At 62.6% G+C, this 14,633-nt stretch carries 15 protein-coding genes; 8 read left to right on the plus strand and 7 right to left on the minus strand.

Features of this window, described 5'->3' with window-relative positions; genetic code table 11:
* Positions 1–141: 141 nt before the first annotated feature.
* Positions 142–1,581 (plus strand): IS1182 family transposase, encoded by a 1,440-nt coding sequence (locus IVA95_RS01520; protein WP_247508891.1) that lies wholly within the window; start codon positions 142–144, stop codon positions 1,579–1,581.
* A gap of 919 nt (positions 1,582–2,500) precedes the next feature.
* On the opposite strand, the gene IVA95_RS01525 is transcribed toward IVA95_RS01520, so the two are convergent.
* The 3 genes from IVA95_RS01525 to IVA95_RS01535 are packed head-to-tail and all read right to left on the minus strand — an operon-like array spanning position 2,501 to position 3,389.
* Positions 2,501–2,785: a DUF1488 domain-containing protein gene (locus IVA95_RS01525; RefSeq protein WP_247508955.1), complete on the minus strand. Its 285-nt coding sequence runs from the start codon at positions 2,783–2,785 to the stop codon at positions 2,501–2,503.
* A 45-nt stretch (positions 2,786–2,830) separates the two neighbouring features.
* A complete protein-coding gene (locus IVA95_RS01530; RefSeq protein WP_057847551.1) occupies positions 2,831–3,127 on the minus strand; it encodes a hypothetical protein in 297 nt (98 codons plus the stop codon).
* Entirely contained in the window at positions 3,120–3,389 is a 270-nt protein-coding gene (locus tag IVA95_RS01535) for a hypothetical protein (RefSeq protein ID WP_247508892.1), read from the minus strand. Before IVA95_RS01535 ends, IVA95_RS01530 begins: the two co-directional genes overlap by 8 nt.
* Positions 3,390–4,301: 912 nt before the next feature.
* Between IVA95_RS01535 and IVA95_RS01540 the strand changes: the two genes are divergently transcribed.
* Positions 4,302–4,784: a lipocalin-like domain-containing protein gene (locus tag IVA95_RS01540; protein ID WP_247508893.1), complete on the plus strand. Its 483-nt coding sequence runs from the start codon at positions 4,302–4,304 to the stop codon at positions 4,782–4,784.
* Between the two features lie 381 nt (positions 4,785–5,165).
* On the opposite strand, the gene IVA95_RS01545 is transcribed toward IVA95_RS01540, so the two are convergent.
* Complete coding sequence (locus tag IVA95_RS01545; RefSeq protein ID WP_247508894.1) at positions 5,166–5,378, minus strand: hypothetical protein; 213 nt, start codon at positions 5,376–5,378, stop codon at positions 5,166–5,168.
* A gap of 50 nt (positions 5,379–5,428) precedes the next feature.
* Positions 5,429–6,766 carry a 3-carboxy-cis,cis-muconate cycloisomerase gene (gene pcaB / locus IVA95_RS01550; protein WP_247508956.1) on the minus strand — a complete coding sequence of 446 codons (1,338 nt, stop codon included), beginning with the start codon at positions 6,764–6,766 and terminating at the stop codon, positions 5,429–5,431.
* A 141-nt stretch (positions 6,767–6,907) separates the two neighbouring features.
* Between pcaB and IVA95_RS01555 the strand changes: the two genes are divergently transcribed.
* On the plus strand, positions 6,908–7,159 hold the full coding sequence (locus IVA95_RS01555) for a UTRA domain-containing protein (protein ID WP_247508895.1): 252 nt from the start codon (positions 6,908–6,910) through the stop codon (positions 7,157–7,159).
* 80 nt (positions 7,160–7,239) lie between these two features.
* Here IVA95_RS01555 and IVA95_RS01560 read toward each other — a convergent pair whose 3' ends face one another.
* A complete protein-coding gene (locus IVA95_RS01560) occupies positions 7,240–10,485 on the minus strand; it encodes an alpha/beta fold hydrolase (RefSeq protein WP_247508896.1) in 3,246 nt (1,081 codons plus the stop codon).
* Between the two features lie 247 nt (positions 10,486–10,732).
* The gene (locus IVA95_RS01565; RefSeq protein WP_247508897.1) at positions 10,733–10,990 is read right to left on the minus strand and encodes a hypothetical protein; all 258 of its coding nucleotides are present in this window, start codon (positions 10,988–10,990) and stop codon (positions 10,733–10,735) included.
* Positions 10,991–11,262: 272 nt separating this feature from the next.
* Between IVA95_RS01565 and coaD the strand changes: the two genes are divergently transcribed.
* From coaD to queA, 5 genes are all read left to right on the plus strand, one after another.
* Positions 11,263–11,760: a pantetheine-phosphate adenylyltransferase gene (coaD, locus tag IVA95_RS01570; protein ID WP_247508898.1), complete on the plus strand. Its 498-nt coding sequence runs from the start codon at positions 11,263–11,265 to the stop codon at positions 11,758–11,760.
* A gap of 44 nt (positions 11,761–11,804) precedes the next feature.
* Positions 11,805–12,347, plus strand: coding sequence for a peptidylprolyl isomerase (locus tag IVA95_RS01575; protein ID WP_213256549.1), 543 nt, complete (start codon positions 11,805–11,807; stop codon positions 12,345–12,347).
* A gap of 4 nt (positions 12,348–12,351) precedes the next feature.
* The gene (locus IVA95_RS01580) at positions 12,352–12,792 is read left to right on the plus strand and encodes a TonB C-terminal domain-containing protein (RefSeq protein WP_247508899.1); all 441 of its coding nucleotides are present in this window, start codon (positions 12,352–12,354) and stop codon (positions 12,790–12,792) included.
* Entirely contained in the window at positions 12,768–13,232 is a 465-nt protein-coding gene (locus IVA95_RS01585) for a peptidylprolyl isomerase (RefSeq protein WP_213256545.1), read from the plus strand. The genes IVA95_RS01580 and IVA95_RS01585 overlap by 25 nt, the downstream gene beginning before the upstream one ends.
* Before the next feature lie 148 nt (positions 13,233–13,380).
* Positions 13,381–14,457, plus strand: a complete 1,077-nt coding sequence (queA, locus tag IVA95_RS01590) for a tRNA preQ1(34) S-adenosylmethionine ribosyltransferase-isomerase QueA (protein ID WP_247508900.1) — start codon at positions 13,381–13,383, stop codon at positions 14,455–14,457.
* The last annotated feature ends 176 nt before the right edge of the window (positions 14,458–14,633 follow it).

Below are 14,633 nucleotides of genomic sequence, written 5' to 3' on the forward strand. Positions count from 1 at the left end.
TGCAGGGCCCAAGAGATGAGCCTCATCGATTCCTGGAGAGCTGATTCTGAGAGCTTCAGTATGGCTCTGGCCCGGAATTACCCCATGTGTGAAAACGCGGTGCTGCTGTTATGATTCTCCCGTGATTCTAAGGGGGAATTGATGAGGCGCTTCGTTGAAGAGGCGGATCGCGGGCAATGGACGCTACTGCCCGAGTGCCTCGATGATTTCATTGACGAGAGCAACCCCGTCCGCGTGATCGACGTGTTTGTCGGTGCGCTCGATTTGGCTGAGATGAGCTTTGAAGGAGTGGAGCCGGCGGCGACTGGTCGGCCCTCGTTCCATCCCTCGGTTCTGCTTAAGCTTTACATTTACGGCTACCTAAACCGGGTGCAGTCGAGCCGCCGGCTCGAACGAGAAGCCGGACGCAATGTCGAGGTGATGTGGCTGCTGGGCCGGCTCGCTCCCGATCACAAGACGATCGCGGACTTCCGGAAAGACAACGGCTTGGCGCTTCGCAAGGTCTGTGCGCGCTTCGTCGAACTCTGCCGCGAAATGGGGCTTCTTGCGACGGCGAGCGTCGCCATCGATGGCAGCAAGTTCAAGGCCGTGAACAATCGGGACAGGAACTTCACAAAGGCGAAGGTGCAACGGCGGCGTGCTCAGCTTGAGGAGAGCGTCGCGCGCTATCTGAGCCAGCTTGACACGGCCGATCGACAGGAGCCAAGCGAGGCGCTGGCCGCAAAGGTAACAAGGCTCACCGAGAAGCTGACGAAGCTCAAGGAGGAAATGGGCAAGCTTGCGGTTTACGAGAAGCAGATGCTGGATTCGCCGGACCAGCAAATCTCCCTGACCGATCCCGACAGCCGTTCGATGGCGACGAGTGGCCGGGGCTCCGGCGTTGTCGGCTATAATGTGCAGGTCGCCGTCGATACCGAGCACCATCTGATTGTGGCGCACGAGGTGACAAATAGCGGCTCAGATCGGGCGCAACTGGCCAATATGGCCAAGCAGGCGAAGACCGTCCTAAAGACCGAGACGCTCGAGGCTGTGGCCGATCGCGGCTACTTCAATAGCCCGGAGATCCTTGCGTGTCATGAAGCAGGCATCACGGTAACTCTGCCCAAGCCGCTGACGTCGGGCGCCAAGTCGGATGGACGCTTCGGTAAGCAGGACTTTGCCTATCTGCCAGAAGAGGACGCCTATCGCTGTCCAGCTGGGGAGCGATTGCCGTATCACTACACAAACGAAGAAGACGGCAAGATGCTGCGGCGCTACTGGACCACTGCCTGTCAAAATTGTTCGCTCAAATCGCAGTGCACGACCGGGCCAGAGCGGCGAATTACACGATGGGAGCATGAGCATCTGCTCGAAGCTGTGCAGCGGCGCCTTGACGCAAACCCAGAAGCCATGCGTCAGCGTCGCGAGACGGTCGAGCATCCGTTCGGCACGATGAAGGCCCGCATGGGAGCGACACACTTCCTCACTAAAACGCTTCCAAAAGTAGCCGCCGAGATGGCGCTCTCGGTTCTGGCCTACAATCTGACACGGGCCATGAACATCATCGGAACCAAGCGCCTAATCGCTGCAATCGCGGCCTGAGACTTCCTCTGCGCCTGGCTCTCAGAATTGACCTCCCGTAAGACCGTTTTTACACGGCCAAGACCCCTATCGGACATTCGGCGTGGTGCTCTCGTGCATCCACAGTCCGCGCCTGGGGGAGACTACGTGAACAAGCGGTCGGTCGCTTTTTATCGAGCCGCTTGTCCGAACCGCTCGCGTCATTTAGATGACCAATCAACTCTCCGGAAGCCGGTAGATGTTGATCCCTTTGAGGTCATATAGCTTCGTACCATTACGGTCGAAAATTTCTCGACCCACTATAACACCAACGTGACTACCCTTGCTGTTGAATATATTGCCTTTCACAAGAGCCTCCTTGCTTCAGGTCGAGCCGTGCGAATCGCTGCGCTCTTTCGCCGTTGTGTCAGAGCCGCCTTTATGGGGCGGCTTCGGTCACCGCCGCGCCGCCTCTGCCGAGCACAAGGCAGGCCAATGGCTCATTGAGCTGGCTTCGTTGAGCCCGCGCCGGGATCAGCAATCGTCTCCCAGCTGTTGCCGCAAGCGGAACACCGCCATTCGTTGACAACAGCCGTGGGCCCCTCGTGATGGAGAGCGGCGCGGCTCGCTGACCATTCTAGAAGCCCAGCGCCGCTCGAACCTTCGCTGAAAATGCAATGGATAGATGATCGAATTCATGGGCTCCCTCCTATTGGGCGGCGGGAGCACGGTACGGTCTCTCAGTCACTGAAGCCTTTTTACGATCAGTGATGCTAGTAATATGGGGCTCGAGCCACCCTATGCTCTTAGCAACCTTCGCGTCGGCTGCGGGAAACGATGTAGATGAACCGCGTCCAGCGGATCTGCCAGCGGGCGTTCGTTTGCGTGCTGCCGAGCGCATAGAGCGGTCGCTAACCCCGACAGCAGCACTTCCCCATGTGCCGCGGCGAGCCGCGCGGTCTCATCGCAGCTTTCGGAAATCGATGCTGCGCAGGACAATTCCGGGCGGCGTGTCCTCGAACTCGGTCGCCCGATATTTGTCGGCTGCGCACACCTCGATGCGCTCGCGCAACCGCATGAATTGCCCCTCACGCTGGCCCGCTCTCGCGCGCACCACACCATCCAGCTCATCCATGGCGGAGGTCGAGACCGCGCAAGGGATCTCCCTGTTGCCGTCGAGCATCGAGAACAGCACCACCATCCTGTCGTACTCGTAACTGATGAAGCGTCCGTGCGTGAGCGTCAGTGACCTACTCCTTACGCGGCGCCGCGATCGCAGCCCTCTTTTGCCTCAGCCCTGCTCAGTGAGCCGGGCAAAGTCCTCGAGGATGGCCGCGACGAGGTCGCGATGCCTTGTGTCTTCCGGCGCCAGTCCTGCGGCATACAGCTTCAGGACGTAGCGCGCCTTGGCGGCCGCCTCCGGCCACGACGCGGCGGGAAACGCCAGCAAGTGATCTTCGATCTCGGCCCGCCGTTCGCGCAGCTCCCGCGCATGGGTCTCGACTTCCGCCAGCGCGCGGCGGATGTCGGTCGCTTTCTGCGCCGCCATGCCGCGGTGGCTGTCGAGGTCGAGTGGTTCGTCAGTCATCGGATGTGCTCGCGTCGATGCGGTGGGCGTCCGACAAATCGACCGGGCCGATCGAGACCACCTCCATCGCCAACCCGCGCGAGCCTTCCGCCGGCACCTTGATCATGGTGGCGACGCGGCGGAACGCCGCGAACGAAAGGCCCTCGATCGTCTCCTCATCGGTGACGACCTCGTAGGCGCCGGCGGGCAACAGGCGATCGATGCCCCTGATCCGGAACGGATGTTTGAAGGTGACGACTTCACGTCGGGAACGGATGGTCATGCGCGCCTGCCTTTCGCAAAAGTGCCGGCGCCGGCGCTGCCCGCAGAGCAGCATGCGCCCCCTCCGCCGCAATAGCCATCGCTTTCTTGCCGCGCCGCGAATGGAGGCAGTTCCTTGTCGCTTCCTGCGCGCTCTTGCCGCGGCCGGCGCGAAGCGTTTTGGCGTTCGCTATTGCTGGAACATCAGCGTAGGGTCAGCCATCACCGCATTTCCCACGGCATCCACCGGTGACTGAGGGCCGCGCGCGCTCCCGCCACAAAGCGGAGGAGCATCCCCTTGCGGCAGTTTCGCCTGGCCGAGTGGATCGTATCGCCCGTCATCATCCCGCTGCTGCTTGCGATCGTGGTGATCGCGGTGGCCGTCCTCCATGCCTAAACTGAAATACCGGGTCAGTGGCAACCATGAAGGGGCCCGCGAAAATCTCGGCCGCGTCACGGCGGCGGCCGCGCTGAAGAAGGCCAGGCAGTTCGTGCAAGAAGGCTACATCGACGTGAGGATCTGCACCCCGCGCGGGCAGTCCTGTTGTCAGACGAATTCAACCATCTTGAAAAACAGGAGGAGACTGCCATGGCCAAAAGCTAGCAACGAGGCAACCGCGAAGCCAAGAAGCCTAAGAAAGAAAAGGTCAAGGTCATCGCCGCGGCGCCCAGCCAAAAGGCCGCGACCTGGCAGCCGAGCTTCATGCCAGGGAGGAAGAAATAGCTCCGGTTGAACCGGTCAATCTCTCAACGATCGGCTGCTATTGGCACTTTTCGGATCTGACAGGCCCGGCTGGCGACGTCTGTTATTGCGGGTATGAACGGACTTTGCGCGGACGCGTCGTAAGGTCGTTTTTGACCCGTCTCAGACATTGCGACGGAGGCTCCGCAGTACAAAACTTCCCCTGATCGGAGCGCGCGATTGGAGGAAGCGATGTTCAGATTTTTGGGAATCACGTTCGTGCTGTGCCTCGTCGGTCAGCCGAGCTTCGGTGACGACACCCACAAGGTACTCGGCACCTGGAAACTGGTATCCTACGAGACAGAGGTTCAGGCGACCGGCGAGAAAGAGCCGGCGATGGGACAAAACCCAACCGGCTATGTTGTCTTCAACGCTGAGGGGCGCGTGTTCCTCGTCCTGACCGGAGAGGCGCGCAAGCCTGCAAAGACCAGCCAGGAACGTGCCGAACTATTTGCCACACTCATCGCCTGTACCGGCACTTATCGCATTGAAGGGGACAAGTGGACTACCAAGGTCGAGGTGGCGTGGATTCCCGAGTGGGTCGGCACCGAGCAAGCCCGATCTCTCACGGTGGACGGTGACCGACTGCAAGTGTTGTCGCCATGGCGAGTGAACCCGAATTGGCCGGACAAGGGGATGACGCGCAGCATCGTTACCTTCGTACGGTCCAAATAGGCGTGCAGCAGAATGTCCGGAAGTGGCCCGAAACGGACCTTCCGGGGCGGCCTGGCGACGTCCGCTCTTAGGGGATTGTGTTGCAAAAGTTTTTTTGGGGTGGCGAACGAAAATTCTTAGAGCCGCTGATCCGTTTTACGCGCGGCGACGTGAGGGGGCCAAGTCGCTTCATCCAAAATTGATCACGGACCTCCGTAGTGGCGCTGAAAAGCGACGCAGCAGCAGAGAAGTCAAAAAATCACTTTCGCGAGATTTTTGGTGCTGTTCGATTTTCGACTTTTGCAACACAATCGAGGGCACAACGGACGTGTTGTCCAAGCAGGGACACTTCCGATACCGTTTCCAGATTTCGCTCCGTTTTATCCGGGCTGCGGGCAGCCATCACTCGATCGTCAGCCCCGCCTGACGGATCAGCGGCACAAAGTCGCGCGAGAGGAATTCGGCATAGATGCGCGCGATCGCATTGGTCGGTCCGCCGGCGGCAACGGGCACGATCAGGTTGATCGGCTGGTCCGGATAGCTCGCCTGGGCGCGCAGGATGCGAAGGCATGCAGAGCGCGCCGGCCAGCCCGAACGTAACGGCGCGGCGATCAAGAGTGCGGGTCGCCGTGAATCGATCCTCGCAGATGCTTGTTTGATCGTGCTTATCGTTGGCTTTGACGCGCCAGCACGCGGTCCACCATCGCCCCGGCGGTGCCGAGATAGTTTGACGGCTCGCACAGGGCGGCGAGCCGATCGCGCGGCAAAGCGGATGCGATGGCCGGGCGCCGCAGCAAGGCATCGAGCAGCGCGTCGCCACGGTCGAACGCGTCGCGGCAGGCGGCATAGACCTCGTCGTGCGCCAACTGACGGCCAAGCGCCGGCGCAAGCCCCATCATAACCGCTTCGGCGACGATCAGCCCGCGCGTGGATTGCAGGTTTCGCTTCATCGCCGCGGGATCGACGCTCAGGCCGGACAGCATAAATTGCGCCTGCGCCAGCGACCCGGCGGTCAGAAGACAGACCTGGGGCAGGGCGAGCCATTCGCAGTGCCAGGGCCCGGTGGCGCGCTCGAGATCCTGAACCATGGCATCTAACATCAGCGAAGCGGCATCGCGCGATGCCTTTGCGTTCGCCAGCAGGATTTCCGAGGAGATCGGGTTGCGCTTCTGCGGCATGGTCGAGGATGCGCCGCGATGCGAGGAGAAGGGCTCGAACACCTCGCCGATCTCGGTCGCCATCAGGATCATGACGTCGTAGCCGATCTTGCCGAGCGCGCCGCAGATTACGGCCAGCGTCTGCACCAGTTCGACCAGCCCGTCGCGGGCGACATGCCAGGTGATGTCGGGTTCGGCCAGGCCGAGCACGCGCGCGTAAGCCGCACGCACATCCAGTCCGCGCTCGCCGAGCGCAGCCAGCGTTCCCGCCGCGCCACCGAGCTGCGCCTGAAGGGCGCGAGGCTTGGCCTGTTCGAGCCGTTCGGCCGAGCGCTGCAGCGCCGAGAGCCAGATCGCTGCCTTGTGCCCGAACGTGATCGGTAGGGCCTGCTGCAGATGGGTTCGGCCGGCCATCGGTGTATCGCGGTGGAGGCGGGCGAGGTTGGCGAGCGTTGCCATGACCTCGGTGAGCTGGGTTTCGATCAGCGCGACTGCTTCGCGCAGTTGCAGCACGGTCGCCGTATCCATGATGTCCTGGGTGGTCGCGCCCCAATGCAGATAGCGGCCGGCGTCGCCCAGCCGCTCAGATAGCTGGCGAACCAGGCCGACGATGGGATAGCCGACATTCTCGGTGTCGCGCTTCAACTGCTCGACGTCGAGCGCGATCGCCGGCGCCTGCCGCGCGATCGCCTCGGCCGCCTCGCGCGGAATCACGCCGGTCTCGCCTTGCGCGGTGGCAAGCGCCACCTCGGCCTGCACATAGGCCTTGAGCTGGGCCTCGTCGGAAAACACCGCCCGCATGGCCGGCGTCGAGAAAACGTCGCGATAGAGGGCGCTGTCGAACATCGTGCTGGCCACGCGCTTGTTTCCTCCCCGTTAGTATGTCCGGCCATCTGATTGATATGTACCAATCCGTCAAGCGCGGCCTGCGAAGGCCGAACTCGTTCTAAGAGAGCGGGCCGACCGCGAGAACTGCTCGAATGCGAATTGCATCAGACCGTTGCGGCAACCGTTGTGCCGAACGAGTTTGCCAAAGCTCTGGGCGCAGACGCAGGATCGGCTGCGCTCGAGGTCATCCGCCGATATCTGGATTCGCACGGCCGCCTGTTCGAGATATCGGAAAGCATCCATCCCGCCGGCCGATACGTCGTGACGTCGGTGCTCAAGCGCGTCGCCAATCCGGGGACGGCAGACGGCCGCGCGCCGCGACCTTCCAGCAAGACGAGATCGCGTTCCTGAGCCGGAAGAGATGTGGCGCAAGCCAAGGTATAGGCGGGCATTGGGCGACGTCTCGGTTTAGCGTTTCCTGACTCTTTGTTTTACGCCGCCAGCGATCCTCGAGACGTTCTTTCCGCGCGTCCCGTGCGAATGAAATTGCGAAGCACATCGCAAAACTCGTCCGTGGCCGAGAACATCGGGTTGTGCCCCTTGCCGTCGAAGAGATAGAGCTGAGCGTCGGGAATGTGCGAGGCGATGAATTCGCTGGCGGCGCAGGGGACGAGCCGGTCTTCTCGACCGTGCGCGACGAGCGTGGGAACCGCGATCGATTCGAGCAGCGGCGCGATGTCCATATTCGGATCGGGATCATAGAAGCTGAGGATCGTCTCGATTGGCAATCTGCAGACGCGCTCAGCAGCCATCCGCCGCAACTCGTCGGTATCTGGCTCGCTGTAGACGTACCGATTGTGCACGCGAATCAATTCCTCAATGGCACCCCGGCTATTAGCGTCCTCACAAAGCGCCATCTCGTGACAAAACGCCATGTAATCCGGATTAAGTACCGGGCAACCGTCCGCTCCGATCAGCGGCGTGCCCACCGTCATGATCCTTCCCACAAGTTCCGGGTGTTTGTGGGCAAGCTGGATAAGCAGGTTGGAGCCGCGCGAGATGCCGACGCCGACGATTGGAGCTGCGTCGGCTGCCTGGATGATCACCCGCAGATCCTCTATGTGTTGGAGAATGCCGTAAGGCCGCACCAGTGGGGCCGACCGTCCGGCGCCCCGGCAGTCGACGGTGATGACACGGAATTCTTGGCGAAGCTGCTCGAGAATCGGCTCGAAGGTCGAAAGCCCATAGACAATGGGATTGATGAATACGATCGTCGGCTCGCCGCTGCCGTGCTCGTAGAAGACGAGCCGCGCGCCGTCTCGCTCCGCGTACCGGGCGCGGTGAACGCAGTTGCGCGCGCGGTCGCGGTCGGCGTCAGTCTCGCTGAGCGCCATGGCGCGCTCGTAGTAGTCGTTCGCTCTGTCGAGATCGTCCTCGACGCCGGCCAAGTCACCCAGCATCAGGACGCACTCGCGCTCGGTGCGCCGATCGGCCGATGCTGCATTGTCCCGAGGACGGGACATGAGCTGCAGGCACGTTTCAAGTTGAGAGACCGCCTCTTTGACGGCATGCCGCGCCTTTGCCAGCCGACCGGCGGCCAGAAGATAAATTGCCCCTTGGTCGAGCAGGCCGCCTTCGATGAAATGATGGGCGACGATCTCGGGCTGGCCCGCCGCGATCTCCGGCCGCAACCGCTCGATCGCTTGCGCGATATGTGCATGCAGCTGCTGACGCGGTGACTTAAGCAGGGTGGCGTAGGCCGCGTCGCGGACGAGCGCGTGCTTGAAGCTGTACGTATGATGCGGCGGCGTCCCACGTCGTTGGATGAGACCCGCCCGGCATAGCTGATCGAGCACCGCCGTCAGCTGCTGCAGATTTGGGTATCCCGCGACCGCACCGACGATCTCCTCGTCGAACTCCCGGCCGATACAGGCAGCGATCTGCGCCACCTCGCGTGCCGGAGCCAGGCGGTCGAGGCGCGCCATGAGCGACTCCTGCAGCGTCGCCGGAATGGCCAGCGGCGGAAGTGGGCCGACGAGCTCGAGATGGTCATCGCCGGCCGTTGTCTTCCAGATCACCGATTCGAGGACCGCTTTCGTCAATTCCTCGACGAACAGCGGCACGCCCTCCGTGCGGGCGAGGATGGCTTCGATGACGATGGGCGGAAGCTGCTGTCCGCCCGCCGCACTCTGGATGAGCGCTCGGGATGCTGGCCGCCCGAAGCGATTGAGGCTGAGGAATGTGACATGCGGGAAATTCGTCCAAGGCGTCGGTACGTCAGGCCGCAATGTGGCGACGAGAAGTATCGGCAGAACCCGGATCCTGTCCACCATCCGCTCGAAAAGCTCCGCCGACGTCGGATCGAGCCAATGCGCGTCCTCAAGGACCATGAGCATCGGCCGCTGTCGTGAGAGCCCCTCCATTTGCGCCAAGAGGATGCCAAAGACGCGCGCCTTTTTCTCTTGCGGCGTGCCAGCGGGCGCTGCGTAGCGTCCAAGGAGCGGCAGCCCCAGCAGGTCAGCGAGCAGCGGCGTCGCGTCCTCGCCGAACCCGCCCGCTTTGTCGAGGAGCTGCTCCAGCTTCTCGAGCTTCAGCGAGGGTGCATCTTCACGCAGATACCCTGCCGCCCGTTGGAGCTGCACGAACACGGGCCAGAGCGCGCTATCCATATGATGCGGCGAGCAGGAATAGCCGATCCGGAACCGAGGTTCGTTGCGGATACGCTCACGCAGCGCAAGGACAATGCGAGACTTGCCGATGCCGGCCTCGCCGGCCAACACGACGACCTGACCTTCGCCGCCCTTGGCCATCTCCCAGCGATCGAGGAGGAGAGCGAGTTCCTGTTCGCGGCCGATCAATGGACCCACCTCCGCGCGTCGCAGGGCCTCGAACCGATCCTCGGCGGCCGCTTCGCCAAGAACTCGGAACGCCAGTTCCGGGCACTCGATCCCCCGGATCTGTTGCGGGCCCAGGTCGGTGAGCGCGAACCAGCTGCCAAGAAGGCGTCGTGTGCTCTCGGAGATCACCACGCCGCCGGGTTCTGCGAGCTGCTGCAGACGCGCGGCGAGGTTGGGCGTGGCGCCGACGACCCCTTCTTCCTGGGCAGCGCCTTCCCCGATCAGATCGCCGACCACGACCAGCCCGGTCGCAATCCCGACGCGCGCGGAAAGAGCTGCGCCGGCTCGTTTCTCTAACCCCTCTACGGCTTCCACAATAGCAAGCCCGCTGCGCACCGCACGTTCGGCCTCGTCCTCATGCGCCTGCGGCCAGCCGAAATAGACCAGCACGCCATCGCCCATGAGCTTGGCGATATATCCCTCGAAGCGGGCCACCTCCGCCGCCACCGCTTGGTGGTAGGTGGCAAGGATCTCGCTCAAGTCCTCGGGATCGAGGCGCACCGAGAGGGCAGTCGAACCAACGAGGTCGACGAACATCACCGTCAGATGACGGCGCTCGGCGGGCCGATTTTTAATCGACGGTCGCGAAGGGCTAGCCTCCGCTAGCGGCGGCCCGCGATCGTCCTCCATATTCTTGCCAAGTCTATTCTCAGCGAGTGTCGGAGATAGTGCGGCGATCGCCGAGAGGAGCTTCTTGCGGTGGCCCAGCGATGTGATGCCGAGTTCACGCAGATCCTCTGCCGTCAAGCTGGGCAGGGTCTCCGTGTCTACGTCGTTGTCGCGAAACACGCTCTCGTACTGATGCAACCCGAGGCGGCGTAGCCAATCCGCTATGTCCACATCGTCCTCCCGCAGGAGAGGGACGGTCACTAGTCGCAGGGGGAAGTCTACCGCAGCCTTCAACAGCACACCATCCCTGGTCCCGCCCACTGGCAAAGAGCCGCGTTCGGCGCCAGCTCGAGTTGCCAGCGCAATCCCGGTGTGATGAGAGTCTGGAACGCAAATGGCGAGCAGGAGGGCATCCCTACTCGCCATCATTTGCGTATTTGGAGGTATTTGGAGCTTGGTCTGAACGAAGATTGTACCGCTACGGGGTGCGGTCGGCGGTAACCAGGCGCGCTTCACGCACCACCGACCTGGACCCGGCCGAACGGAGGCAGGAGGCCTCGAAATTCGGCCAGGCCTGCTGCGAGCAATCCTTGCCGACGGTGCGGATATCCAGGCGGTCACCCTTGGCAAGCGCCTGCGGCACGCTGGCTTCGACCTGGGGGGCAAAGCCGGGCAATACAGTGAGCGCGGCAGCAATGAACGCGGCGGCAGCGATGGCGGAAAAAGCCTTGATCATGACGGTCCCCTGTCATGGGCCTTCGCGGCCCGTCGTTTCGTTGGGAGTACTTGTAGTCAGGGCAAGTTTCCGGCCGTCTTCGCGGGCGCGGAAAATGGTTTCGTCAGGGCCGAGTTTTGTTTCGTCGTTCATTGGCGGACGAAACACTACCGGCCCGCCCGAGACGCAGGGGGCCTCGGGATTGGTTCATTGGCCGACTCGAGGTAAAAAGCCGGCTCAGCGGGAACCCGACCCGGCTTGCCGGGCCGCCCGGGGCGGGGTAGGAGGGGCCTATGTCCCGTATTGCGCTCTATCCCGGTTCATTCGATCCCATCACCAACGGCCATCTGGACGTGCTGCGGCACGCCGTGACGCTGTGCGACCGGCTGGTTGTCGCCATTGGCGTCCATTCCGGCAAAAAGCCGCTGTTTTCGACCGAGGAGCGGCTCGAGATGGTTCGGGCGGTATGTGAGCCGATTGCGCAAAAGGCCGGCTGCGCGTTCGACTGCACCACCTACGACAACCTCACCGTAGCCGCGGCGCGGCAGGTTGGCGCGACCATCATGATTCGCGGCCTGCGCGACGGAACTGACATGGACTACGAAATGCAGCTTGCCGGCATGAACGAGGTGATGGCGCCAGAGGTGCACACCGTTTTCGTCCCGGCGTCACCCGCGGTCCGCCCGATCACCGCCACGCTGGTGCGCCAGATCGCCGGCATGGGCGGCGACATCTCCGCCTTCGTGCCGCCCCAGATTGCCGCGAGGCTGAAGGCCAAATTCGCGGGTTAACGCGCTCTTACGCGCTGTCCTGTTTCCATATGACCGGAGCTTTCATGATCCGAATTCTCGCCGTTCTCGCCGCGCTGTTCCTTGTGGCCCCCGCGATCGCGCAGCCGCTCCCTGCCAATCTCGACAAGGCAAATGCGATCGTAATCGACACCACCAAGGGCCGCATCGTGATCAAGCTGCGGAACGACATTGCGCCCCAGCATGCCGAGCGCATCAAGCTCTTGGCGCGCGAGGGCTACTACAACAACGTGCCGTTCCATCGCGTGATCGAGGGATTCATGGCGCAGACCGGTGACGGCAAGAATTTTAACGGCACTGGCGGATCGAAACATCCGAACCTGCCGGCCGAGTTCTCCAACGTGCCGTACAAGCGCGGCATCGTCGGCATGGCGCGAACGAGCGATCCCAACTCGGCCAATTCGCAGTTCTTCATCATGTTCGCCGAAGGCGCGTCGTTGAACGGCAAGTACACCGTGATCGGCGAAGTCGTGTCGGGCATGGATGTGGTCGACAAGATCAAGCGCGGCGAGCCGGTCGTCGACCCTGACAAGATGGTGAAGGTGCAAGTCGCATCCGACATCAAGTGAGGCCATGACGGCGGGCCGCAGCAAGCCATTCGTCTGGTTTGTCGTTGCTCTCGCGTGGCTCGCATTGGGTGCGCATGCGCCGGCTCAGCCGCAGCAACTCAACACCATCAAGGATGTCTTTGCCAAACTGTATTCCTGCTGGCGGCCGCCGCCTTACTCGCGCGCCAACCCGATGGACATCACGGTCGTCGTCAGCTTCAACCGCGAGGGCGCCATTCTGGGTCAACCCAGGATCACCTACGAATCGGAACGCGCCAGCGATAACGACAGGATTGCGTACCGAACTGCCGTGATGGAGACATTGCAACGCTGCACGCCGTTGCCATTTACCGAGGGACTGGGCGGTGCGGTCGCCGGCCGGCCTTTCGCGGTCACTTTCAGAACCCGCAAACGTCCACCCAAACCAGAAGAGACAAGAGCATGGCTGATACAGAAAATACTTTGATCCTTGAAACCACCCAGGGTCCCGTCACCATCGAAATGCGTCCCGATCTGGCGCCGGGCCATGTCGCCCGGATCAAGGAACTGGTGCGCGAAGGCTTCTACGACGGCATCGTGTTCCATCGCGTCATCGAAGGCTTCATGGCGCAGACCGGCTGCCCGCACGGCACCGGCACCGGCGGCTCCGGCAAGAAGCTGAAGGCCGAGTTCAACAAGGAACCGCATGTGCGCGGCACCGCCTCGATGGCCCGTGCCGCGAGCCCGGATTCCGGCGACAGCCAGTTCTTCATCTGCTTCGACGACGCCTCCTTCCTCAACGGCCAGTACACGGTCTGGGGCAAGGTCACCTCGGGCATGGAAAACGTCGACAAGATCAAGCGCGGCGAGCCGGTGCAGAACCCGGACAAGATTGTGAAAGCGCGGATGGCAGTGGACGCGGCTTGAGCTGCGAGAAACAAACTCCAATGTCATGCTCCGCGAAAGCGGGGCATCCAGTACTCGCCAGCCTTCGCTATAAGAGAGGTCTGTGAGTACTGGATCGCCCCGCCCCAGTGCGCAATTGCGCACAAGGCGGGCGATGACGGCTTAGGCCATGCGCACCGATCTCTTCGATTTCGAACTTCCTGCGACCAGCATCGCGCTGCGGCCTGCGAGCCCGCGCGATTCCGCGCGCATGCTGGTGGTGCAGCCGGATGGGGTACTGCGCGACCGAACCGTCGCCGAGTTGCCGCAATGGCTGGAGCCGGGCGACCAACTCATCGTCAACGACACCAAGGTAATTTCCGCCCAGCTCAAGGGCCGCCGCATCGGCCGCGAGACCGAGCCGATGATCGAGGCGACCCTGATCAAGCGACTCGACGGCTCGCGCTGGCAGGCGCTGGTCAAGCCGGCGAAGAAGCTCGCGCCCGGCGACGTCGTTCGCTTCGGCAACGAGGGCAAGGTCTGCCTGCTCGGCCATCTCGACGCCGAGGTCGAGGCCAAGGGCGAAGAGGGCGAAATCACGCTGTCGTTTTCGTTTCACGGTCCGGCGCTGGATCAGGCCATCGCCGATCTCGGCACGCCGCCGCTGCCGCCCTATATCGCCTCCAAACGCACGCCTGACGATCGCGATGCCGCCGACTATCAGACCATGTTCGCCGCAAACGAAGGAGCGGTCGCGGCGCCGACGGCGGGACTGCATTTCACGCCTGAGCTCGAGACGGCGTTGCGCCGCCACGGCGTCGAATTGCATCCGATAACGCTGCATGTCGGGGCAGGGACCTTCCTGCCGGTGAAGGTGGAGGAGACCTCCGAGCACAGGATGCACGCCGAATGGGGATCGATCTCGGCCGACACTGCGGCGGCGCTGAACGCGGCGCGCACCCAGGGCGGCCGCATCATAGCTGTCGGCACCACGTCGCTGCGGCTGTTGGAGAGTGCCACGGCCGAAGACGGCACCATTCAGCCGTTCGACGGCGAGACCTCGATCTTCATCACGCCGGGCTATCGCTTTCGTGCGGTCGATATCCTCATGACCAATTTCCACCTGCCGCGCTCGACGCTGTTCATGCTGGTGTCGGCGTTCTCCGGCCTCGATACGATGAAGCACGCCTATGCGCATGCAATCGCGGCCGGCTACCGGTTCTATTCCTACGGCGATGCCTGTTTGCTGTTCCGTGCGCGGGATTGAGGCAAAGCCGGGCGTCCTCGTGCTTGAAAAGAGGCCCGCCAATTGGGCGGGCAAAGGTTCAGGGAGGAAGCGCTCTGACAATAAAGCGCCAACGCCTGTCTTCTTGATTCGGCTGATGTCGCCAAGATCGTATAACTACCGTCTCTCGGCGCATCGATGCGCGGGAACAACAGGGG

This window comes from Bradyrhizobium sp. 157, from assembly GCF_023073815.1.
Classification (GTDB): Bacteria; Pseudomonadota; Alphaproteobacteria; order Rhizobiales; family Xanthobacteraceae; genus Bradyrhizobium.